The sequence below is a fragment of the Granulicella mallensis genome, from assembly GCF_014203225.1.
Lineage (GTDB): Bacteria > Acidobacteriota > Terriglobia > Terriglobales > Acidobacteriaceae > Granulicella > Granulicella mallensis_A.
Genome location: NZ_JACHIO010000012.1, coordinates 48,819 through 70,520, shown reverse-complemented (window position 1 = coordinate 70,520; position 21,702 = coordinate 48,819). Strand labels below are relative to the sequence as shown.

The window sequence follows — 21,702 nt, the reverse complement described above, 5'->3', positions numbered from 1 at the left end:
GCTGCGGATAGAAACGGCCCTAGGATCAGGGCTTCTCCGGTGCCTGTACGAGGTCTCCACCGCCGATGATCTTTGAGCTGACGTGGGTCTTCTCGAAGTCGCGGTTCTGGGCATCGATGACGATCTCTCGGCTGAAGAAGAACAGAACATGGAGCTTGAACTCGGTTCCAAAGCTGACCGGGAACCAGACGCCGTCCGGTTGTGGGGCATAGAGGATGGTGAAGCCCAGGCCGGGCACGCTGGTTCCGAGCAGCGTGCGCACCGCGAAGGGAATATTGCGTGCCATGACTGTACGGACGAGCACCGGCTGGTAGGAGACGGTATCGATGTACGCGTCCCCTTTCCAGCCGAAATCGTCCTTGTCCTTGGGGTGAAATTCGATGTGGAAGCAATCGTGGCCGTTGCGTGGCGCGCGACCTAGCAACTTGAACTGGTAGTCCTGCTGGCTCTTTGAGGTCAGCGGAAAAAGCCCCTTGCTGATGCCGTCTTTCGACTTGTCGTTAGCGATGAGGTTGGAGCGCATATTTTCAACGATGTCGCGGTCCGTGGTGTCATCTCCAGTGTCGATCGTGAGGCTTTCGTGATCGGCATCCACTGGCGGCTTGCCTTCTCCTTTTGGAGAAGGCAGTTGGGTGTAGGTCACATATTTGTGCTTAACCAACAGTCGGCCGTCGAGCTTGAGAAGCGCTTGTTGGGAGTCTTTGCCGGAAGGCGTCACCCGAGAGTCGGTGGTCTCTTCGCACATAAGGGTCCTACCCTTGCGCGAGGTGACGTGAGCGTGCTGCACGTAGACGTAGTGAGCACGCTGGGTCTCTGATTGGTCCTGATTGACGGCGACACGAGCCATGATAGCTTCAGCCGTTAGGCCCTGCTCGGCCGGGGCTGCGGATTGCTGTGCGGTCAGAGGCGCCAGGGAACAAGCGAGCACAGTGGCGAGGGTAAGTTGCAGGGGGCGCATAAGGGCTGTACGACTTGGGTAAGGCAAAGGTTCCGGAGAGATCTACATCTTTGTCCCCGACCACTCCAGATACGAGTGGAAGTCATCGCTACCAGGCGCAGCCATCTGGAATTTGCCGCTCATCACAGCTTTGGGACCGATGCCTTCAAGGTGATAGGTAAGACGAAATTTTGGTGCGGACGAGGGTCCCTGGGATAAAAAGACAGCGGTATGCGGATCGGGTGTGGAGACGGTGTAGTAGATGACGTGGCCTTCGCTGTCGAGATAGAGAGCAAAGATCGAGGTGTTATGCGATGCGCCCAGGCCATGCGGGTCGGCAAAGATGGTGAGCTGATCATGGTGGGTGCAGTCGAAGCTCTGCGGGCCTTTGCAGGAGTCGGCGGAGCTGGTTCGGGAGAGCACGTGACCGTCGAGATCGCGGCGAAAGGCGTAGGTTCCGCTGGCATTGGCTCCAGCCGTACCAGCGGTGGCGTCGGTCTTTGCGGCCCAGGAGCCGAGAAGGAAGTCGAGCGAGGAGAGCGTGTCTGTAGTTGGCGTGGGAGCCGCAGTTTGTGCGGCTAAGGGGCGCATGGTGGCTGCGGCTAGCAGAAGCACGGCAAGTAGATAGCGCATGCGGCCAGCATAGCAGCGAGTTCCTGAGTTCGACAGACTTTTTAGCAGGGAGCGCGGATGTTAAGTAGTCAGCTTAGGCAGGCGATTTACAGGTCAGGGGTGAGCATCTGATAGCGGATGAAGAGCTTCGGAGCATGGGTCAGCCAGTTCAGCTCGACGGACTGGCCGGGATCGCGCCAGTTGATCGTACAGGCATCCGCACCGCAGCCAGCCTGCCTACTGATGGGCGCGGCGTACTTGTCCGTGAGCGCACGCGTGAGCCTGGCGGAGGCGAAGGCAAGTAGCGCATTTTCCCCAGCGATATTGGGGAAGCTCTGCCTCATGGCGGCGAGGTCGAGTGAGAGCGTGACGTCCATCAGGCCTCCGGCGCTAGTGAAGCGGAAGTCCGCACGCAGAGGCAGGGCATTCTTCATGCCTGGCAGGAGCAGTTGGTAGTCATTGACCGATTGCAGCGAGCCTTCCTGGCTGGTCTCGACGTCGAAGTTCTGCGCGGCGAGTGCGGCACGGACGTTGTCGCGGCTCTCGCCGAAGCTGAGGCCCTTCCAGGTGGTTTGCGCGTGGGCTATGGAAGCAAGGCTAAGGCTGAAAAGGAGCAAAAGAGTCTTCACGTGGAACCTCAAAGAGGAATCAATGGCAGGTGTCTTGCCGTGTGACGTTTGATCTTTGCCCAGGGTATCGAAAAGCTTGGCGCAAAGGGCACAAAGAAAAGAACCAGGTTTCGCCACGGAAGTTGTGGCGAAACCTGGTTCTTTTCTTACGGCTGAGCTTACGAGTGCTTTATGCCTTGACGACGTTGCCGTCTTCGACCTTGACGGGGTCGAGGAAGGGCATTGCCTTGCGGAGCTCGGCTCCGACCTTTTCGATCGGATGTGCGGCTTCCTGCTTGCGGATGCGGGCGAACTCGTGGCGTCCGGTCTCGTTCTCCGCGATGAACTTCTTCGCGAACTCACCGGAGCGGATGTCGGCGAGCAGGCCTTCCATCGCCTTCTTGGTGTCGGCGGTGACGATGCGCGGGCCGGCAACGTAGTCGCCCCACTCGGCGGTGTCGGAGATGCTGTGGCGCATGTACTCCAGGCCGCCACGGTACAGCAGGTCGACGATGAGCTTGAGCTCGTGCAGCACTTCGAAGTAGGCGAGCTCGGGCTGGTAGCCCGCCTCGGTCAGGACTTCAAAGCCGCACTTGACCAGCGCCGCGGTACCGCCGCAGAGCACAGCCTGTTCGCCGAAGAGGTCGGTTTCGGTCTCTTCGGTGAAGGTGGTTTCGAGTACGCCGGCGCGGGTGCAGCCAATGCCCTTGGCGTAGCTGAGAGCTAGTGCGAGCGCGTTACCGCTGGCATCCTGCTCGACAGCGACGAGGCCCGGGACGCCGCCGCCTTCGGTGAAGACCTCACGGACGCGGTGGCCGGGAGCCTTGGGAGCGACGAGCGAGACATCGACGCCGGCGGGCGGCGTGATGGTGCGGAAGCGGATGTTGAAGCCGTGCGCGAACATCAGGGTCGCGTTGGGCTTCATGTTCGGCTCGATCTCCGCGTGGTAGACCTTGGAGGCGGTCTGGTCGGGAACGAGGTTCATGATGACATCGGCCCATGCGGAGACTTCCGCGACCGTGCCGACTTCGAGACCGGCGAGCTTGGCCTTCTTGGCGTTGGGCGAGTCAGCACGCAGACCGACGCGGACATCGACGCCGGAGTCCTTCAGGTTGAGGGCGTGAGCATGGCCCTGCGAGCCGTAGCCGATGATGGCGACTTTCTTTGCCTGGATAAGGGAGAGGTCTGCGTCTGCGTCGTGGTAGGTCTTTGCCATGGTGTCTTCTTTCTGATTGGGTGTTGTTAAGAGTTTATGCGTGCTCGCAGCGATGTTGGATCACTTCGAGAATGCTGGACTGGAGATTTTGCATCACGGCATCGGACCAGAGGCCCGCGTAGCCATTAAAGTCGGTGGAGAGCCGCTGGTGGCTGGTGAGGTGGAGAAGCACATCGCCGTTAGGCAGTGGCTCCAGGAGGTACTCGCCATCCAATACATCGAAGTAACGGCCACCGATAGTGACGTGCTCATCAAGTGTTGTTGGCGGAATATGAGCGGTGTCGGCTTTGATGCCGAAGGCGAGACGATGTTTAGGCTCCCATGCGGTAACGGTTTCGATAAACGTGAGACCACGCTCGAAGCTTGCGTGGCGAACTCCGCCGATGCCTTGGTAAGAGAGTGTCGCCTCCACGGGCCGAGGGAAGCCGATACGTTGGGCCCAGGTGGTGTGAAGTTCGGAGGGAGAGATCGCTGGTACACGTTCAATGTTGTTCCAGACGATTTCAGGCGAAGCGTGGATGCGGATTTCGCTGGCCACGGTGCGGATGTGTGTTGGAGCGGTGAATCCTGGTTCGGCACTTGCGATCAAGAAGGGGATCACCGCGATACATGCGGTTGTTCCTCTGTTGATGCGATAGTGTGAACGGCTCGCAAGGCCGCCGATAACGCCACCGAGGATAGCGCCGACCAATGCAATAGGGAAAGCAAACACCACGCAGATGGTGCCTTCCAGGTAAAGCAAGATGGCAGCAAGCATGGCCAGGAACACCGTGCCGATGGGTAGCGCAAACCACATCCATACCGGTGCTGGTGTTGCAACCGAGGCACGGCGTACTGCAAGGATGCCCATCACCATTGGCCCAAGGAACAGAAATCCGATTGACATCACCACGCTTGGGCCGGGCCAGCTAAAGTGCGCAAGAAGCCGGAAGAGCAGCCCATAGGAAACTCCAAGCGCAAGCCCCTCGACGAGGTAGCGCATGTTCAACGGATCTGCTTGCGTAGTGGTCATGAAGGACGTTATGCCTCGTGCTCTCCGAACTCGGTAGGCAGAACCTCATCCTCGGGAAGGGCATCGGGGTCGAAGGTGTCGGTGGTATTGGGAATGCCCTTGGTTCCGAGAGCTTTCAGGACGCGCGAGGTGTGGTGGCCGCGTCGCATGGCCATGCGGCCGGTGCGGGAGACCTCGAGGATGGTGTAGTTGCTCTCGCGTAGCACCTGGATGAGGCCTTCGATCTTAGAGGCCGAGCCGGTCATCTCCAGCATGATGGACTCGGGTGCGAGATCGACGACGCGCGCGCGGAAGACCTGTGCGAGCTCAAAGACCTGCGAGCGCGAGTGCAGGCCGTGCGGAGAGTCGGGACCGGCGGCGACCTTGATGAGGCAGAGTTCGCGCACGACAGCCTCGGAGCGGTTGACCTCGTCCACGTGGACGGTGGTTTCGAGCTTGTAGAGAGAGGCGCGGATACGATGCGCCGCATGCTCGTGGGCCTCGCAGACGATGGTCATGCGTGAGGTGTCAGGCTGCTCGGACTCACCGACCGTCAGCGAGACAATATTGATGCTGAGCCGGCGGAAGAGCGAGGCGACGCGGGTGAGAACACCGGGCTTGTCTTGAACGAGAGCTACAAAGGTGTGGAGCATAGGACCTCAGAGTGTAGAGAGTAGAGGGTAGAGTGTAGAAAAAGCCGGTTATGAGGGCGCAATGTAAGGAGTGTCGGGGTCCCACAGTTGCACTTCGTGGTTCTCGTCGTGGAGAAGTGCCCCGGCGTCTCGTTCGTGATTGGTAAAGCCGCCGTAGGTGTAATCGCCTGCCCCGTGATAACTGCCGCCGCAGGGTGGCGGCCCTTCGGCGTACTTCTCGCTCGCGCATTTCGCGCCCCGGTAGATGTGAAACCAGACCATGGGTTTGCGGGCGTCGATCAGCTTCTGGCTGATCTTCAACTTGTCGAGTGTTCGAGCATGCGCGGCATCGCGAAGCTGCCAGATCAGGCTTTCGATCTCCTCGTCGGAGGCGTTGTCTTTGGTGACGAGGGTGAAGTTGCTGTCATCGTGATGGAAGACTTTGAAGGCAGGGGGTGGGACGGACGGGCGTGCAGGTGTTTGTGCCTGTTGGGGCTTGGGTGCCGGGGCTGGGGCTGGTGTGGATTTGCAGCCGGACAGAAGAGCTACCGCAGCCAACGCGACAAAAACCGATGAGCCCAAAAGTTCACGACTGCGTGCGTCGACGCGTGTGAGGATACCGGGTTTGTCTTGGACCAGAGCTGCGAAAGTAGGAAGCATCTATGACCTCAAATGAAACGAGCTTGTCCGAGACCGCAAAAGAAAATGGTTTCGGGAATACCGGGTTGATCCTTGCCTGGTATCTGTGGCGCGATTCTGTTCCATGCGACCGGCATGCTTGCGCCAGACTTCATTTCTCCAAGCAGGTCACGCAGAAAGTCTGGAAAATAATTGCCGAGACGATGGATCGTCATGACGAGGTTCAGCTTGTTTCCAGTAGGATTGAAATTTTTAATATAGCCGTCAGGATTGTTATCGTTTGCTATCCAAAGTAGCTTCGTTCCTGCGTCCGATGCGTTTTTGATTAGTTCCGTGCCAGAGATAGTGCTCGTTCCGATGCAACCATCTGGAGTGACATGGGTGTAGAGATGAACGATCTCGTAGCCGTTAGCCATTTCGGAGAAAAGTTCGTCTGAAGTTTCAAAGTTCGTGATCTTTGTGCCCGGGAAATACCGGCGGTATGCTCCTTCGTCTTCTATTACGAGGGCCTCAAAGCCAGGGCCGAGCGAACACACCAGAACCTTGGGGTTGAGTGGATCTGGTGTGCGCTTACGAAAAAAATCAGCAAGACCCATTACTTATCCTCCGCCGTCTCAAGCAGAGGATCATGCTGAGGCCTGCGCACCATCTCATGCAGCGCGGCGCCGGGGGCGATCATCGGGTAGACGCCGTCTTCCTTCTCGACCTGGAAGTTGATGAGGAAGGCCTTGCCGCTGGTGCGGGCCTTGGTGACCGTCGGCGTTACATCGGTCCGCTTGCTGACGTTTGCGGCTGCGATGCCGTGCGCGGCGGCGAGCATGACGAAGTCCGGCGAGAGGATCGGGGAGGCCGAGTAGTTCTTCTCGTAGAAGGTCTCCTGCCACTGGCGCACCATGCCGAGGAAGCCATTGTTGATGACCGCGATGTTGATCGCGAGGCCCTCCTGCACGATGGTGGAGAGTTCTGCGGCGGTCATCTGGAAGCCGCCGTCGCCGGCGATGACCCAGACATCTTTGTCGGGGCAGGCAGCTTTTGCGCCGATGGCTGCGGGCAGAGCGAAGCCCATCGTTCCGAGGCCGCCGGAGGTGACGAGCGAGCGCGGAGCTTCGTGCTTGAAGTACTGGGCCTCCCACATCTGGTGCTGGCCTACGTCGGTGACGATGATGGTGTTTTCGAGACGGCCTGCGGCCTGGGCCTCGCGCCAGATGTCGTGGATGACATGCGCGGCGTAGAGGTGGCCGTTGTCGGGCAGGTTGATGATGTCGCGTACGGCGGCGCTGCCCTTGCTGGCGTTGATCTCGCGCAGCCAGCTTGTGTCGGTGTTCTTCGGCAGCAGCGGCAACAGCAGTTCCAACACTTCCTTGAGGTCGCCAATCAGAGCCACATCCACGCGAACGTTCTTGTTGATCTCGGAGGGGTCGATCTCGATGTGGATCTTCTTGGCGGTAGGCGCATAGCTGGCGAGGTTTCCGGTCACGCGGTCGTCGAAGCGCATGCCGAAGGCCAGCAGCAGATCGGCTTCCTGGATGGCGTTGTTCACCCACGACTCGCCGTGCATGCCCATCATGCCGAGCGAGAGAGGATGGGCGGCGGGGATGGCGCCAAGGCCGAGGAGCGTTGAGGCGATGGGGATCTGCTGTGCTTCGGCGAACGCGATGACCTCGCGCTCCGCGCCGGACTCGACGATGCCGTGGCCCGCGAGGATGACGGGCTTCTTCGACTGCTTGATCAGTTCGATGGCCTCACGGATGGAGGAGGAGTCAGCCCTGAGCATCGGGTGTGGGCGATAGGATTCCGGCTTTGCCGCTTCGAACGAGAAGGTTGCGGTAGCCTGCTGCGCATCCTTGGTGATGTCGACGAGCACGGGGCCGGGGCGGCCGGAGGTCGCGATCTGGAAGGCCAGGCGGACGGCGGGAGCGATATCTTCCGCGCGCGTAACCAGGAAGTTATGTTTGGTGATCGGCAGGGTGATGCCGGTGATGTCGACCTCCTGGAAGGCGTCGCTGCCCAGGACCTTGCTGGAGACCTGGCCGGTGATCGCGACCATGGGGATGCTGTCGAGCATCGCCGTTGCCAGGCCGGTCACGAGGTTGGTTGCGCCGGGGCCTGAGGTGGCCATGCAGACACCGGGACGTCCCGAGGCACGGGCATAGCCATCGGCCATGTGTGCGGCGCCCTGCTCGTGGCGGACGAGGACGTGGTGGATGGTCGGGAACTTGCGGAGAGCGTCGTAGATGGGCAGGATGGCGCCGCCGGGATAACCGAAGACGGTCGTCGTGCCTTCACCCGCGAGCGTGGCCCAGAGAATCTCGGCTCCGGTAAGGGTGGGGTGCTGCTGCGATTGGTTAGCCATCGTTGCTCCTTTGCTGCGGGTTAGGTGTCGAATATTGCTCGGTAACTAGACTGTGATCGTGCGTTCCGGCGAGCCGGTCGGGCCGGCCCTCAGGACGACCTTCGCGCCTTTACAAAGCGGGTAGGAGTGGAGGACCGGATCGATGAGCGAGAGCATCTTTTCGGAGTCGGTGCCGTAGAGGAACAGGACGGTTTCCGTGGCGCGCGTCTCTGTGCCTTCTACGATGCCATTCGCGCCGAGCGCTTTGGTGAGAAGGCCGTCGAGGGTGACTGTGTCGCAGCTTCTGTAGATCGATTCGTCCAGGTCTACGGTGTTGATGTAGATGAAGATGGCGTGCTCCGGTGGAGGTGCTTGCTGCTTGCCGAACATCTTGTCGATGAATGCCATTTTTACCTCTAGGGCGAAGGCCCGATGGTGTTCTTACTGCTGCTAGCAAAGAGCGGGAGGAAGCAGGTTCGCTCCCCTTCGACTGCGCTCAGGGTCGGAACGACAACCAGAAAAGCAAGTGCAACAGCGACGACAGAAGCAGATTCCCTTCGGGAATGACAACTAGAAAAGCAAGTGCAACGACTACGTGGTGACAGCTCCTTCACTCGCGCTGCTTACGGAGTTTGCATACTTTGCAAACACGCCGCGCTTGTAGCGGGGTGCGGGAGCTTTGAAGTTTTTGAGGCGGGCGGCGATCTCTGCGTCCGGCACGTTGAGCGTGAGCTTGCGGCCCGGGATGTCGAAGGTGATGGTGTCGCCTTCGTGTACTGCGCCGATGGGGCCGCCGAGCTGGGCTTCGGGGGCGACGTGGCCGGCCATGAGGCCGCGCGTTGCGCCGCTGAAGCGGCCGTCGGTGAGCAGGGCCACGGTCTCTGAGAGTTCGGGGATGCCCTTGATGGCTGCGGTAACGGCGAGCATCTCGCGCATGCCGGGGCCGCCGCGCGGGCCTTCGTAGCGGATCACGAGCACGTCGTTGGGATTGATCTTGCCTGCGTTGATCGCGGCGAAGCAGAGGTCTTCGCTGTCGAAGACGCGTGCGGGGCCGGTGTGGTGGATGCGCTCGTGGCCGGCGACCTTGACGACGCAGCCTTCAGGAGCGAGATTGCCCTTGAGGATGACGAGTCCGCCGGTGGACTTGAGCGCGTTGTCCCAGGCGCGGATGATGACCTGGTTGGGAGTCTCGCTGGCGGTGGTGGCTTCTTCGCGAATCGTCTTGCCGGTGACGGTGGGCGTGTTGCCGTGCAGGAGCTTTTTGTCGATCAGGCGCTGGGCGAGGACTCTTGACCCACCCGCGTCTTGATAATCTTTTGCCACGTACTTGCCGCCGGGCTGGAGATCGCAGATGAACGGCGTCTTCTCGCTGATGGTGTCGAAGTCATCGACCGTGAGCGGGATGTCGAGCTCCTTGGCGATGGCGATGAGGTGCAGCACGGCGTTGGTCGAGCCGCCCGACGCGCAGACGGCGGCGATGGCATCTTCCAGCGATTCGTGGGTGATGATCTGCGAGGGCTTGAGGCCGGCACGGGCGAGGTCCATCACGATCCTGCCAGCTTCGCGCGAGGCCTCGTGCTTCTCCTTGGACATGGCGGGGACGCCGGTGATCTGAATGGGCGAGATGCCGAGGAACTCGCCGGCCATCGCCATGGTGTTGGCCGTGAACTGGCCGCCGCAGGCGCCAGGGCCGGGGCAGGCCGAGGCTTCGACGGCTTCAAGCTGCTCGTCGTTGATCTTTCCCGCAGCGTGCGAGCCGATGGCTTCAAAGACCTGCTGGATGGTGATGTCGATCTCGGTCTTGCCGGAGGCGTCGGGCGTCTTGCCGTCTGCACCGACGTGCAGGTGGCCGGGGGCGATGGAGCCGCCGTAGAGCATGAGGCCAGGGATATCGAGGCGGGCGAGCGCCATCACGGCGCCGGGCATGTTCTTGTCGCAGCCGGCGATGCAGACCAGGCCGTCGAAGGAGTTGCCGCGGGCCACGAGCTCGATGGAGTCCGCGATCATGTCGCGCGAGATGAGCGAGGCCTTCATGCCCTCGGTACCCATGGTGATGCCGTCGGAGATGGTGACGGTATTGAACTCCATGGGGGTGCCGCCGGCTTCGCGGACGCCCTGCTTGACAGCTTCGGCGATGTCGCGAAGGTGGTAGTTACAGGGGCCGATCTCGGTCCAGGTGTTGGCGATGCCGATGATGGGCTTGTGCAGGTCTTCCTTGCTGAAGCCGACGCCGCGGAGCATGGCGCGGGCTGCGGCGCGCGAGGGGCCTTCGGTGAGGACGATGCTGTTCTTCTTGCCGGTGCTGGACATTTTCTCTCCGTGGGTTGCGGTGGTGGTACGAGCGAAAAACGGGAGGAAGCAGGTTCCTCACTGCGCTCGGAATGACAATTAGAAAAGCAAAGGCAAGAGCAAAGGCCGTTGAGGTTAGGTAGTGGTCAGGGCCTTTGGTGCTACCCAGAACTCTTCGTTATGCTTTGTTTCGTAGCTGTCGAGCTCGTCCTCATGCAGCAGCGTGAGGCCGATGTCGTCGAGGCCGTTCAGCAGGCAGTGCTTGCGGAATGGGTCCATGTCGAAGTGGGCGCTGAAGCCCTGTTCGTCGGTGACGGTCTGGGCTTCAAGGTTAATCGTGAGCTTGTGCTGCGGGTTCTCGGTGCAGAGCTTCAACAGAGTTGCGACTTCGTCATCGGTGAGGCGGCAGAGGATGATGCCGTTCTTGCCTGCGTTCGAAAAGAAGATGTCGGCAAAGCTCGGCGCGATGACAGCGCGAAAGCCGTACTGGTTGATCGCCCAGGCGGCGTGCTCGCGCGAGCTGCCGCAGCCGAAGTTCTTTTCAGCGATGAGGATCTCGGCGCCTTTGTACTCCGGCTTGTTCAGCACGAAGTCCTTGCGCTCGGAGACGTGGTCCGGTGTCTCGAGGTCGTAGCGCCAGTCGAAGAACAGGAAGTCGCCGTAGCCGGTGCGCTCGATGCGCTTGAGAAACTGCTTCGGGATGATCTGGTCCGTGTCGATGTTCGGAAAGGGCAGCGGAGCGGCGATGCTGGTGATGATGTTGATCGGTGTCATGTTCATTCCCTCAGGGGCTGAAGCCCCTTCTCTGCGAGTGTTCTAACGGACGGGCTGAAGCCCGTCCCCTTCAAGGCAAAACGATCAATCCCTGCTATGAAACCTTGCTATGAAACTTCCAGTTGCGGACATCCGTGAGGTGTCCGGTAATGGCGGCGGCGGCGGCCATGGCGGGCGAGAGCAGGTGCGTGCGCCCCCCGCGCCCCTGGCGGCCTTCAAAGTTGCGGTTGCTGGTGCTGGCGCAGCGTTCGCCGGGCTGCAGGATGTCGGGGTTCATGCCGAGGCACATGGAGCAGCCGGGCTCGCGCCACTCGAAGCCTGCGCTCTTGAAGACCAGGTCGAGGCCTTCTTCTTCAGCCTGGTGTTTGACCGACTGCGAGCCGGGGACAACCATGGCGCGGACTGTGGTCGCGACGTGATAGCCGTCGACGATCTTGGCCGCGGCGCGAAGGTCTTCAATGCGCGCGTTGGTGCAGGAGCCGAGGAAGACCGCGTCGACGTTGATGTCTTCGATCTTCGTGCCGGGCTTCAGGTCCATGTACTCGAGGGCGCGCGAGAAGGACTTCTTGTCGGCTTCGCTGGGAGCGTCGTCGATGGAGGGAACCGTGCTGTCGATGGTGGTGACCATGCCGGGCGAGGTGCCCCAGGTGACACTGGGCGCGAGCTTGGTGGCGTCGATGTGGAGCTCGCGATCGAACGTTGCGCCTTCATCGCTGACCAGCGAGGCCCAGTTCTGCACCGCCAGATCCCACGCTTCACCCTTGGGGACGAAGCGGCGGCCCTTGAGGTAGTTGAAGGTCGTTTCGTCAGGAGCGATCATTCCTGCGCGTGCGCCGGCTTCGATGCTCATGTTGCAGATGGTCATGCGGCCTTCCATCGAGAGCGCGCGAATGGCTGAGCCGGCGTACTCCACGACATAACCCGTTGCGCCATCGGTGCCGATGCGGCCGATGATGTCGAGGATGATGTCCTTGGCGGTGACGCCGTAGGGCAGCTCGCCCTCGACGTTGATGCGGAAGGTCTTCGGCTTGGACTGCGGCAGCGTCTGCGTGGCCATGACGTGCTCGACCTCGCTGGTGCCGATGCCGAAGGCCAGGGCTCCAAACGCTCCGTGGGTGCTGGTGTGCGAGTCGCCGCAGACGATGGTCATGCCGGGCTTGGTCGCTCCAAGCTCGGGCCCGATCATGTGCACGATGCCTTGCTCAGCTGCCTGCACGTCGAAGAACTCAATGCCGAACTCAGCGCAGTTCTTGCGCAGCGCGTTGACCTGCGCATTGGAGATCTGGTCGGCGATGACGAGACGGTCCTGCACGCTGGTCGTGGGCACGTTGTGATCTACGGTCGCGATGTGGCGGTCGGGGCGGCGCAGCTTGCGGCCCGCGAGGCGGAGGCCGTCGAAGGCCTGCGGTGAGGTGACCTCATGTACGAGCTGGAGGTCGATGTAGAGGATCGTCGGCTCGCCGGCAGGCTCGGCGACTACGTGCTGCTGCCATACCTTCTCGAACAGGGTGCGGGGGGCGACGACTTGCGGCGTATTGTTTGTCTCTGTGCTCATGGCTAGTCTTTGTCTTCTGGGTGTGGCGTGATGGTGTCAGGTTGAGGTGCGAGGGTGTTGGCTCCGGCGAGTTGCGGGTCGAGAGCGAAGGGCGAACCATCCGGCTCGACCAGGAGCGCGTGCGTGATGTGAGGAACGAGACGGTGCGCTTCGGCGAGGCGTGCATCCCAATGCGCAAGGCTTTCGGTGAGCTCGAGGGGAAGGGCGTTGGCGTCGATTGTGCGGTTGGGGAAGAGCCACAGGCTATAGTCTGCGGCGGCCTCATCGGTGGAGTGACCTTCGGTCGTCCAGTTGACGGCGGCGAAGACCAGTAGCGGATGTGCTGTGCCGAGGTCGATCCATAGCAGGCCATGGGCAGGGCAGAACCTGGGCACGCAACCGTCCACGCTGAGATAGCGATTATGTTCTGCCGTGACTGTACCGTACTGCGAGAGAAAGAGCGGGATGACGGTGGCGAGAGACTGATGCGTCTCCGGGGGGCCCCACATTGCCTGTGGCTGCTTGAAGAAGCGCTGCAGCAGGGCCTGGAAGCGCGCGTCGAGGCGGAGATCGTCGGCACGGCCGTTGGGGCTGGGTTTGGCGAACTGCCAGAGCCATTGCAGGTCGTCGGTGGCGTTGGGGCTGCGGTGGGCAGGTGGCTTGGGCGGGGGAGCGACGAGGTTGTCGGGGTTGGTGATCTGCGCATGCGTTGCCGCTGCTCCGGTGAGGAGGAGTACAGCGGCGAGTTGGAGAAGTTTGCGCATGGTTTGTGGGAATTGACTTCAGTGGTGGCCCGGCGAAGCAGATTCCCTGCGGGAATGACAACTAGAAAAGCAAGAGCTATACGGCGTGCAGTGACTGGTGGCGGTCGATGGATTCTGCCAGAGCCTGGTGTACCAGCTTGCCCATCTGCTGCGTCGTAACGTTTGCCGCAGTATTGCCGCGAGAGATATCAGCGGTGCGATGGCCAGCTTCGAGTACCTTGGCGACCGCGACTTCGATAGCCTGGGCCTCCTGCTCGAGACCACCGGAGTGGCGCAGCACCATCGCAGCGGTCAGGATCGCGCCGAGAGGGTTGGCTTTGCCGGTTCCGGCGATATCCGGAGCGGAGCCGTGTACGGGCTCGTAGAGGTTGACCTTACCGCCGATGGTCGCCGAGGGCAGCATGCCGAGCGAGCCGGTGATCACGCCGGACTCGTCCGAGAGGATGTCGCCGAAGAGGTTTTCGGTGAGTACGACATCGAAGTTGCGTGGGATGTTCATCAGGTGCATCGCCATCGAATCGACGAGCTGGTGCTCGACGGTGACGTCGGGATAGTCAGCCTTGAGTGAGTCGACGGTGGCGCGCCAGAGCTGCGAACACTCCAGCACGTTGGCCTTGTCGACCGAGGTGAGCTTCTTGCGGCGCTTCTGCGCGAGCTCGAAGGCGGCGCGTGCTACGCGGACGACCTCGTCGCGGGTGTAGCGCATGGTGTTGATGGCTTCACCGCCACCGTTGGCTCCCGCTTCTTTGTTCCACCAGCGTGGCTGGCCGAAGTAGAGGCCGCCGAGCAGCTCGCGGACGAAGAGAATGTCCGCGTCCTTGGTTACTTCGGGACGCAGCGGAGAGTTCTCCGCGAGCGCGGGGTAGGCCACCGAGGGGCGCAGATTCGCGAAGCCGCCCAGCTCCTGCCGGATCTGCAACAGGCCGGCCTCGGGACGCTTGTCCGGGGTCAGGTGGTTGAACTTGTTATCGCCGACCGCGCCGAGAAGGACAGCGTCGCTCTCGAGGCAGGTGTCGATGGTGGTCTGCGGCAGCGGCGTGCCGTTGGCGGTGATGGCGACGCCGCCGATGAGGGCTTCGGTGAACGTGAACTCGTGGTTGCCGAACTCGGCTACCGCTTTGAGAATTTGCGTGGCTTCGCGGGTGACTTCGGGGCCAATGCCGTCTCCGGCGAGAACTGCGATCTTCAGCTTCATTACCTATCCTTCAGCATTCGTACAGGTTCAAAATGCGGGGGGCCTTCGTCCATTCGACTTCGCTCAGGACTCAGGATGACGACGAAAAACAAAAGCAACGACCCTACGCGACCGGGGTTGCCAGCGGTTCAACATCGTGTGCGTTGAGCAGGGCGACGATGTCCTGGTCGTAGATCGACTTCTTGCGGTCAGCTAGTTCTGTGAAGCGCTCGTAGACCGTATCGAGTTCTTCGCGAGTGAGCTTGTGGCCGAGTTCGGCCAGTCTGTGCTCCAGGGCGCGGCGGCCGGAGTGCTTGCCGAGTACGATGTTCTGTCCGGTAAAGCCTACCGAAGCGGGCGTCATGATCTCGTAGGTGAGCGGGTTGGCGAGCACGCCATGCTGGTGAATGCCCGACTCGTGCGCGAAGGCGTTCTTGCCGACGACAGCCTTGTTCGGCGAGCACTGGAAGCTGATGATCTCACCGAGCATCTTCGAGGTTGGGTAGAGCTCGGTCATTTTGATGTTGCTCGTGTAGGGGTAGCGGTCGTGGCGCGTGATGAGCGCCGCGGCGATCTCTTCGAGTGCTGCGTTGCCCGCGCGTTCGCCGATGCCGTTGATGGTGCACTCGATCTGCCGGGCTCCGCCTTCTACGCCGGCCAGGGAGTTGGCGACAGCCATGCCGAGGTCGTCGTGGCAGTGGGTGGAGAAGATGATGTTCTCGCTGCCCGCTACGCGCTCGCGCACGGTGCGGAAGAGCTGCGTGTACTCGGCGGGGGTGGTGTAGCCGACGGTGTCGGGAATGTTGATCGTGCTGGCGCCAGCCTGTACCGCGACGGTGACCATCTGCACGAGGAAGTCGAGGTCGGAGCGGGTCCCGTCTTCGGTCGAGAACTCGACGTCGTCGACGAAGCTGCGTGCGAGGCGGACGGATTCAGCGGCCTGGTCGAGGGCCTGGGCGCGAGTGATCTTCAGCTTGGCCTCGAGATGCAGGTCGGAGCTGGCGAGGAAGACGTGGATGCGGTTCTTCGCGGCGGGTTCGACGGCGCGCGCGGCGGCTTCGATGTCCTCGCGCTTGCAGCGGGCAAGGGAGGCGATGCGCGGGCCGTGCACCTCTTTCGCGATTGCGTGCACGGAGTTGAAGTCGCCGTGCGAGGCGATGGCGAAGCCGGCTTCGATGATGTCCACACCGAGCTTTGCGAGCTGATGCGCCATGCGGATCTTTTCGGTGTGGTGCATGGTACAGCCGGGCGATTGCTCGCCGTCACGCAGGGTGGTGTCGAAGAAGACGATCTGATCGGTGTGCGCCATAGGGAAGAACCTTTCCGTCTCGACCTAAAGCATAACGTACACTTATGTCTCAGGTGGGATGTATGCGAATTTCTAATGCTGGTATAGGGGAATGCTGGCCTGAGAAAACGGTACTACTTTGCCTCCGATAAAAGCAAAGGCCGGGATGCACATCGGCAACACCAAAAGAAGGCGCTAAGAGCGCAGGGAAGGGCGGGAACGCGTGGACTTATTTCAGTTGGAGACGTTTCTGACGGTAGCCGAGGAGCGCAGCTTTTCGCGAGCAGCGGCGCGGCTGCATCGAACCCAGCCTGCGGTCAGCCAGGTCATTGCGAAGCTCGAAGCAGAGCTTGGCGAGACCTTATTGGAGCGTTCTTCACGCGACGGCACGCTGACCGATGCGGGCGAAGTGCTTCGTGAATATGCCGAGAAAATGTTGAATCTAAGGGCCGATGCCGCCTCGGCCCTGGTCGATCTGCGTTCTCTACATACGGGACGTCTGAACCTGGCAGCCAACGAGTACACCTGCCTTTACTTACTGCCGCTGCTGGACGCCTTCCGGCGCGAGCATCCGCGGGTAAAGGTGGCGGTGCAGCGAACATTGGCTAGCCGCATCGCTGACGAGATCCTGCAGCACTCGGTGGAGCTGGGGGTCGTCAGCTTCCGGCCGGACGATCCGCAGGTGCGGTCGATGGTGGTGTACCGCGACGAACTGGTCTGCATCGTGAATCCTGGCCATGCGCTGGCGAAGGATGGCAAGGCTTCGATCCAGCGGCTGGGGCGGGAGGTCTTTGTGGCGCACAATGTGCCGTCACCGCTGCGCCAGAAGGTTATTGTCGCCTTCAAGAGGCACAAGACACCTCTGCAGATGGAGGTCGAACTGCCGTCGCTGGAGGCGATCAAACGGTTTGTGCAGAGTGGCAATGGCGTGGCCCTGGTTCCGAAGCTGACCGTTGAGGGGGAGCTGGAGACGGGTGCCCTGGTGGCGGTAGCTGTACCCGAGTTGCAGGTGGAGCGCAAGCTGCGGCTGGTGTATCGGCGACAGGCGGCTCTGAGTCATGCCGCACGAGCGTTTCTGCAGGTGGTTGAAAAGCATGCGGAGGCCCATGGCGATCCGTTTTGTTTTATTGCAGAGCGGGCGTAAGAGGGGAAGCCGTTTTATTGTCAGCATGAGGCTTAACACAGCGCGAAGCGCAAACCGTGACGCTTTAGCGTCGCGGGGCAGGGGGAGCCGTAGCCTTTAGGCTACGGAATAAAGAACAGGCAAGAATTGGGCTTTAGCCCCGGGCCTTTTGTTCGCAGCCGAAAGAAGGCCCGGGCCTAAAGGCCACATCTTAGTTAAGCCTCTATTTCCGTAGCCTAAAGGCTACGGCTCCCTCCGTCTCCCTGACGCTAAAGCGTCAGGGAACGCGCTTCGCGCTACGTGCGTGATGAAGACGATGAACGATGCCTGTCCCTACGCTGGCAAACCTCGAAAAGATAGTTCCGGAACGGGGAACCTTTCTCCCTGCGGCACGTCTTTAATCGGTAGCTGTGCGTGTTGCCATTCCAATGAATCAAGACCGTTCGCTGGGGCTTCGGCTGCACGGAACGCAGCATACTGTTGCGAGATGAAAGTGAGTTTAGTCATGATGCCGAAGGCAATGGAAAAGAACAGAATGCGCACGGCAGCCGTGCTGCTGTGCGGAGCGATGCTGACCGTACTTCCAGCGATGGCGCAGCAGGATACGCCGCCGCAACAGGGGCAGGGCCAGGGCGAACACCGTGGCGGCATGAATCCGGAGCGCCGCGCGGATCGTCTGCAGAAGGCGTTAGGTCTCACCGCCGATCAGACCACGCAGCTGAAGACGATCTTCACCGATGAGCAGGCCAAGGGTGAGGCTCTGCGGAACGATACGTCCGTGCCCCAGGATGAACGCCGCTCGAAGATGATGGAGCTGCGCAAGGACGAAGACACGAAGGTCCATGCCGTTCTGACCGACGAGCAGAAGGCAAAGTACGATGCCATGCAGCAGGAGCGCATGCGTGGCCGCCAGAATGGCGGGGATGGCAATGCTCCCGCTCCTGCATCCGCGCCCTCGATGTAGGAATAGCGTTCGATGAAACAGGCTGTAGCACACGGGAGGTCCTCTGCGGAGGCCCTCCCGTTTTACGCGGCAAAGGGGTGTGGTGACGGATTCCTTTCGAGAAACGCTGAGGATGGACGGCGCAGCAGCACAGTCAGCGGGTACAATTAGTCATTAGCGCGCCGCGGGTTCGGTTATGAGCTCTCCGAAGATATTGGAGTAGCGAAGGGCCTGGGGAGCGATTGCGAAGGGATTTCTGCAAGCATGAAGAAGATGATGTTGCTCGGCGCTCTGCTGGTATGCACCGCCGCCGTGGGGTACGCCCAGGAAAGCCGGCAAGACGTGAGTGCGAGCGCCTACGGAGTATTTGACTCTGAAGTACACGGCCCCGGCGGTGTGACAGAGCATGGAACGAGTGCTCTTGGCTTCCTCGGAAGTTACCGTTACTCGGTGACGCCGCGCAGTGCTTTGGAGTTGAACTATTCCTTCCTGCAAAACTCGCATAGATACGGCAATCCTAGTTTCAATATCGGCACACAGAATGTGCCGATTTACGTTCACGCCAGGCAGCAGGAGATCTCCGGAGCCTACGTCTACTCACGCAATTACAAAAGGTACAATCCGTTTCTCGAGGTCGGTGTCGGTGGCATCCTCTTCTCGCCGATTCAGGATTTCGGCACCCAGGTGCTGAGCCTTAAGCGGAACACGAATATCGGAGCTCTCTTTGGTGGTGGTTTGGCCTACGAGATCAGCCCCAGCTTCGACATCCGGGCAGAGTATCGCGGCTTCCTCCTCAAAGCGCCTGACTTTGGCGCTGGTGGCGGCATCTTCAAGACCAATCGCTACGAAGTGCTCTCGATGCCGGCGATCGGTGTTGCTTACCACTTCTAACGTCAGTTCATAAAGCACAACCAGAGGCCCGGCAATCGCCGGGCCTCTGGTTGTTTGTGGAGGGGATATTTTGAGGGCAAAGTCTGGGAGAAGCAAACCTTTTCCCTTGCTCTTGAACTCTCTCAGCAAGACCCAACAGCTACTTTAGGGTCTGTTATCAAACTGCTATTTGAGATGGAGATTGAACCATGCAAATAGCTTCCTGAGACAAGACCCGGTGAAACCGTGCCCTTCCAGGTCTTGCCTCAACAAACCGTTTGCACCCTTCGACTCCACGACAAGAATAGTTAGATGACACGCCCTGGAGAAGAAAGACAAACAGCAAAGCCCCGGATCTCCGGGGCTTTGCTGTTTGCATTGAATTGAAATTTAGCGACGAGGTTTGCCAGGAGGGAAGTGGTAGGCAACGCCAAAGTTGATCATGGTTGGCGAAAGACCATGGTCAAGCGGGTAATGAGAGGAGAACCATTTCTGGTACTCCCCTTCGACTCGGATATTGATATGGGATTGCACGGCAAAATCAGCGCCAACTCCAAGATCAATCATGTTTGTGGCTATCTCGGGATAGGCAGGCTCGCCGACCTCCAATTGATTTTGGATAAGAGCTGGAGGTGAAGAAAACTGCCCGCGTCCATAGAGCGCTTTGCCATAAGGCTTGAGACGTCCGAAGCGCCAGAAGTATCGGCCACCGGCTTCATAACTGCGCTGGAAAAATCGATTGGGTTGAGCATCGTCCGGATCATTGAGCTGTCGAAAATCGACCTCCACACCTATGTGTCTGAGGAAGTCGAAGTCGCTATAGACGCCAAATCCGCGGATGTAGGTGACCCCGAAATCCGGGTTGGCAACGGAGTAGGTGGCGCCGACCTGCAAGTCGCCAAGGCGACTTGCAGCCGGTCTGGCCTGACCGGCTGCAAGTGAGGTACCTGCGGTTAGAAGTGCGAGCGTAAGAACAAGTTTCTTCAACGATGAGCTCCATCCATACCGCTACAAAGGAGCGGTCTAGTTCTGCGGTGGGGTGGACGTGCCGGTAGTGGGCTGCGGTTGAGTGGGCTGTACTGCCGGAGCATTGTCTACCGGGGCATTGTCTGCTGCTGGGGCCGGAGCGGCTGCCGGGGCGGCCACTGGAGCTGCTGTGGGCTGCCAGTAGGCGAGCCGCTGGTAGACCGGGGTGATCTCAAAGGGGATCTTGTCACGCGAGCTCAGCAAGGGCTCGTAGGTGGTATGCATCTGGATGACCTGATCGGTCCAGGCATCGTACCGGAGGTACTGGCCCAGAGGCATGGCACCCTGCTGCTTCAGGTCGTTGTTGTCGAGCTTGGGGCCCTTGGAGACGATAGCCTGCATCCAGAAGGTGCCATCCGGCTTCAACAAGCCATCGCCGATCTGCGGCTTGTTGAGCTCCGGCAGACCCTTTTCACGGGCCTGGAGCTGCTGGAGATAGAGAGAGAAGTACTTCTGGCCGTCGGCGAGATCCTTGGCGTTCAACAGCTCCATGGCCTTCTTGGCTGCCTCAACGTTTTCGGCGTTGGTGTGGTGCATCGGCAGACGCTGGAAGGCTCTCTCACTGGGGAAGAGCAGGCGGTCACTGAAGGCGTACTTGGTGTCTACCCGGTGGCCGAGCAGGATGTGCGCTACCTGGAAGGCCAAAAGGGCATTCAGGTTGGCTCCCTGCTGGGCACCATCGGTCGTTGGAATTGCCGTGGTGTCGATCAGGCTCTTGGAGATCAGGATCGTGTTTCCGATGGAGAGCGACTCCAGCGGTGTGGTCAGCAGGATACGAACCTTGAGGGGACGTGCCGTGGGGATCTGGTTATAAGCAAGAATGTTGTTGGCCAGGTCCGAGAGCGTCTTGTCGAAGTCGCTAGGAGCATCGACGAGGCCGGCAGTGTAGAGGCGGTCGATGACATTGTCCTCAGCCTGTTGGACCCACTCACGCTGTGCCTGCAGGGGGCTGACGTCGGGAGCCTGTTGGCTGGTGTCGATCGCGCCTTCCACTTCCAGACTGGTCTGATCGGTGTCCTTGTTCGGGATCTTCAGCGAGTAGCCCCAGATGTGGCTGACGGCCTTGAACTTCAGGACGTGAGCCGGGCTCTTGGGGTCGGACTCTTCAATATAGGAAGCCGTCGGCATCCAGAGACCGTCCTGGACGTTGGTGCGCCACGAGTCGAAGTGATAGAACTCGGCGCGGTCCTTATCTTCGCCGGCGAGATCGCCGTTGTAGCGGACGATGTTGCCGCCGTTACGCTCCACCCAGACGCGTCCGAAGAAGCGGCCTGCGCTTCTCTTGATCGGCTCAACGTCGAATACGACGGTGGGAACCGTTCCGAGAAAGTCGTTACGGACGAAATAGAAGTTGTAGTGCTGGCGATCGAAGGCATCGCCGTTCGGTCCATTCGTGTCGATGACGACCATGCGAACGAAGCCGCCCTCGTCATAGCTGAGGTGCAGGCTCTTGGTCAGGCCGGCCAGGCCACCGAGCGCCTGTTTGATCCCACTGAACTTTCCGGTTGAATCCTTCTTGCCGTCAGCATAGCCGACTTCGGTGATCTCTCTGCCGAAGTTGATGCGGGTCAGATAGTGCGCATCCATCTCGGGTACCTGAATCATGGCCGGATCGGGGCGCATGTTCTGGATGTAGGTCTCCACGAGGGGCTGACGCTCCCTGAGAGTCTTGATGACGGCCGCTTCGCGGAGGATGGCCTTGTCGATCAGGGCATTCTGGGCCGGGGTCGGCTTGCGGGTGACCGTCTGGTCGGTCTTCTTCTTTCCGAAGACGCCAGCCGAAGCTGGCAGGGCCGAGGCAGCCAGAAAGGTGAGGGTCACAGCGGCAGTAAGTTTCGTCCGGAGATTCATTGTGTCTAAAGACTCCTTTGGTTCAATCGGATGCCCCCAAGAGGGTATTCCGTTCGGATGTTTCGGTAAAGCGTTCAGGATTCGGGAACAGCCCAGGGG

21 protein-coding genes are annotated in these 21,702 nt (G+C 60.5%); 3 read left to right on the top strand and 18 right to left on the bottom strand.

From position 1 onward, the window contains the following. Nucleotides 1-25: 25 nt before the first annotated feature. The 16 genes from HDF15_RS14650 to HDF15_RS14575 all read right to left on the bottom strand — a co-directional run bounded on the left by HDF15_RS14650 (nucleotide 26) and on the right by HDF15_RS14575 (nucleotide 15,811). Nucleotides 26-958, bottom strand: a complete 933-nt coding sequence (locus HDF15_RS14650; protein WP_184256792.1) for a hypothetical protein — start codon at nucleotides 956-958, stop codon at nucleotides 26-28. A gap of 42 nt (nucleotides 959-1,000) precedes the next feature. Then, nucleotides 1,001-1,570, bottom strand: coding sequence for a hypothetical protein (locus HDF15_RS14645; RefSeq protein ID WP_184256790.1), 570 nt, complete (start codon nucleotides 1,568-1,570; stop codon nucleotides 1,001-1,003). A gap of 86 nt (nucleotides 1,571-1,656) precedes the next feature. Next, nucleotides 1,657-2,178: a hypothetical protein gene (locus HDF15_RS14640; RefSeq protein WP_184256788.1), complete on the bottom strand. Its 522-nt coding sequence runs from the start codon at nucleotides 2,176-2,178 to the stop codon at nucleotides 1,657-1,659. A gap of 169 nt (nucleotides 2,179-2,347) precedes the next feature. Continuing rightward, nucleotides 2,348-3,373 (bottom strand): ketol-acid reductoisomerase, encoded by a 1,026-nt coding sequence (gene ilvC / locus HDF15_RS14635; RefSeq protein ID WP_184256786.1) that lies wholly within the window; start codon nucleotides 3,371-3,373, stop codon nucleotides 2,348-2,350. A 34-nt stretch (nucleotides 3,374-3,407) separates the two neighbouring features. Next, nucleotides 3,408-4,385 carry a hypothetical protein gene (locus tag HDF15_RS14630; RefSeq protein WP_184256783.1) on the bottom strand — a complete coding sequence of 326 codons (978 nt, stop codon included), beginning with the start codon at nucleotides 4,383-4,385 and terminating at the stop codon, nucleotides 3,408-3,410. Between the two features lie 8 nt (nucleotides 4,386-4,393). Continuing rightward, nucleotides 4,394-5,017 (bottom strand): acetolactate synthase small subunit, encoded by a 624-nt coding sequence (gene ilvN / locus HDF15_RS14625; protein ID WP_184256781.1) that lies wholly within the window; start codon nucleotides 5,015-5,017, stop codon nucleotides 4,394-4,396. A gap of 48 nt (nucleotides 5,018-5,065) precedes the next feature. Then, nucleotides 5,066-5,656 carry a hypothetical protein gene (locus tag HDF15_RS14620; RefSeq protein WP_184256772.1) on the bottom strand — a complete coding sequence of 197 codons (591 nt, stop codon included), beginning with the start codon at nucleotides 5,654-5,656 and terminating at the stop codon, nucleotides 5,066-5,068. An 8-nt stretch (nucleotides 5,657-5,664) separates the two neighbouring features. Further along, nucleotides 5,665-6,231, bottom strand: coding sequence for a hypothetical protein (locus HDF15_RS14615; protein WP_184256770.1), 567 nt, complete (start codon nucleotides 6,229-6,231; stop codon nucleotides 5,665-5,667). Then, complete coding sequence (ilvB, locus tag HDF15_RS14610) at nucleotides 6,231-7,988, bottom strand: biosynthetic-type acetolactate synthase large subunit (protein WP_184256768.1); 1,758 nt, start codon at nucleotides 7,986-7,988, stop codon at nucleotides 6,231-6,233. The genes HDF15_RS14615 and ilvB overlap by 1 nt, the downstream gene beginning before the upstream one ends. Nucleotides 7,989-8,033: 45 nt before the next feature. Then, the gene (locus HDF15_RS14605; RefSeq protein WP_184256766.1) at nucleotides 8,034-8,375 is read right to left on the bottom strand and encodes a hypothetical protein; all 342 of its coding nucleotides are present in this window, start codon (nucleotides 8,373-8,375) and stop codon (nucleotides 8,034-8,036) included. A 183-nt stretch (nucleotides 8,376-8,558) separates the two neighbouring features. Beyond that, the gene (gene ilvD / locus HDF15_RS14600; RefSeq protein ID WP_184256764.1) at nucleotides 8,559-10,277 is read right to left on the bottom strand and encodes a dihydroxy-acid dehydratase; all 1,719 of its coding nucleotides are present in this window, start codon (nucleotides 10,275-10,277) and stop codon (nucleotides 8,559-8,561) included. Between the two features lie 114 nt (nucleotides 10,278-10,391). Next, nucleotides 10,392-11,030, bottom strand: a complete 639-nt coding sequence (gene leuD / locus HDF15_RS14595; protein ID WP_184257021.1) for a 3-isopropylmalate dehydratase small subunit — start codon at nucleotides 11,028-11,030, stop codon at nucleotides 10,392-10,394. A 94-nt stretch (nucleotides 11,031-11,124) separates the two neighbouring features. Continuing rightward, nucleotides 11,125-12,585, bottom strand: coding sequence for a 3-isopropylmalate dehydratase large subunit (gene leuC, locus HDF15_RS14590; protein WP_184256762.1), 1,461 nt, complete (start codon nucleotides 12,583-12,585; stop codon nucleotides 11,125-11,127). A gap of 2 nt (nucleotides 12,586-12,587) precedes the next feature. Beyond that, on the bottom strand, nucleotides 12,588-13,328 hold the full coding sequence (locus HDF15_RS14585; RefSeq protein WP_184256760.1) for a hypothetical protein: 741 nt from the start codon (nucleotides 13,326-13,328) through the stop codon (nucleotides 12,588-12,590). Nucleotides 13,329-13,404: 76 nt separating this feature from the next. Continuing rightward, nucleotides 13,405-14,523, bottom strand: a complete 1,119-nt coding sequence (gene leuB, locus HDF15_RS14580; protein ID WP_184256758.1) for a 3-isopropylmalate dehydrogenase — start codon at nucleotides 14,521-14,523, stop codon at nucleotides 13,405-13,407. Between the two features lie 103 nt (nucleotides 14,524-14,626). Beyond that, nucleotides 14,627-15,811, bottom strand: coding sequence for a 2-isopropylmalate synthase (locus tag HDF15_RS14575; RefSeq protein ID WP_184256756.1), 1,185 nt, complete (start codon nucleotides 15,809-15,811; stop codon nucleotides 14,627-14,629). 202 nt (nucleotides 15,812-16,013) lie between these two features. Here HDF15_RS14575 and HDF15_RS14570 point away from each other — a divergent pair, with 202 nt between their 5' ends. The 3 genes from HDF15_RS14570 to HDF15_RS14560 all read left to right on the top strand — a co-directional run bounded on the left by HDF15_RS14570 (nucleotide 16,014) and on the right by HDF15_RS14560 (nucleotide 18,747). Then, a complete protein-coding gene (locus HDF15_RS14570; RefSeq protein WP_184256754.1) occupies nucleotides 16,014-16,934 on the top strand; it encodes a LysR family transcriptional regulator in 921 nt (306 codons plus the stop codon). Nucleotides 16,935-17,448: 514 nt separating this feature from the next. Beyond that, a complete protein-coding gene (locus tag HDF15_RS14565; protein WP_184256752.1) occupies nucleotides 17,449-17,877 on the top strand; it encodes a Spy/CpxP family protein refolding chaperone in 429 nt (142 codons plus the stop codon). A 243-nt stretch (nucleotides 17,878-18,120) separates the two neighbouring features. Further along, entirely contained in the window at nucleotides 18,121-18,747 is a 627-nt protein-coding gene (locus HDF15_RS14560) for an outer membrane beta-barrel protein (RefSeq protein ID WP_184256750.1), read from the top strand. A 369-nt stretch (nucleotides 18,748-19,116) separates the two neighbouring features. Here HDF15_RS14560 and HDF15_RS14555 read toward each other — a convergent pair whose 3' ends face one another. Both HDF15_RS14555 and HDF15_RS14550 read right to left on the bottom strand, forming a co-directional pair. Then, the gene (locus tag HDF15_RS14555) at nucleotides 19,117-19,713 is read right to left on the bottom strand and encodes an outer membrane beta-barrel protein (protein ID WP_184256748.1); all 597 of its coding nucleotides are present in this window, start codon (nucleotides 19,711-19,713) and stop codon (nucleotides 19,117-19,119) included. Between the two features lie 36 nt (nucleotides 19,714-19,749). Next, the gene (locus HDF15_RS14550; RefSeq protein ID WP_184256746.1) at nucleotides 19,750-21,603 is read right to left on the bottom strand and encodes a hypothetical protein; all 1,854 of its coding nucleotides are present in this window, start codon (nucleotides 21,601-21,603) and stop codon (nucleotides 19,750-19,752) included. Between the last annotated feature and the right edge of the window lie 99 nt (nucleotides 21,604-21,702).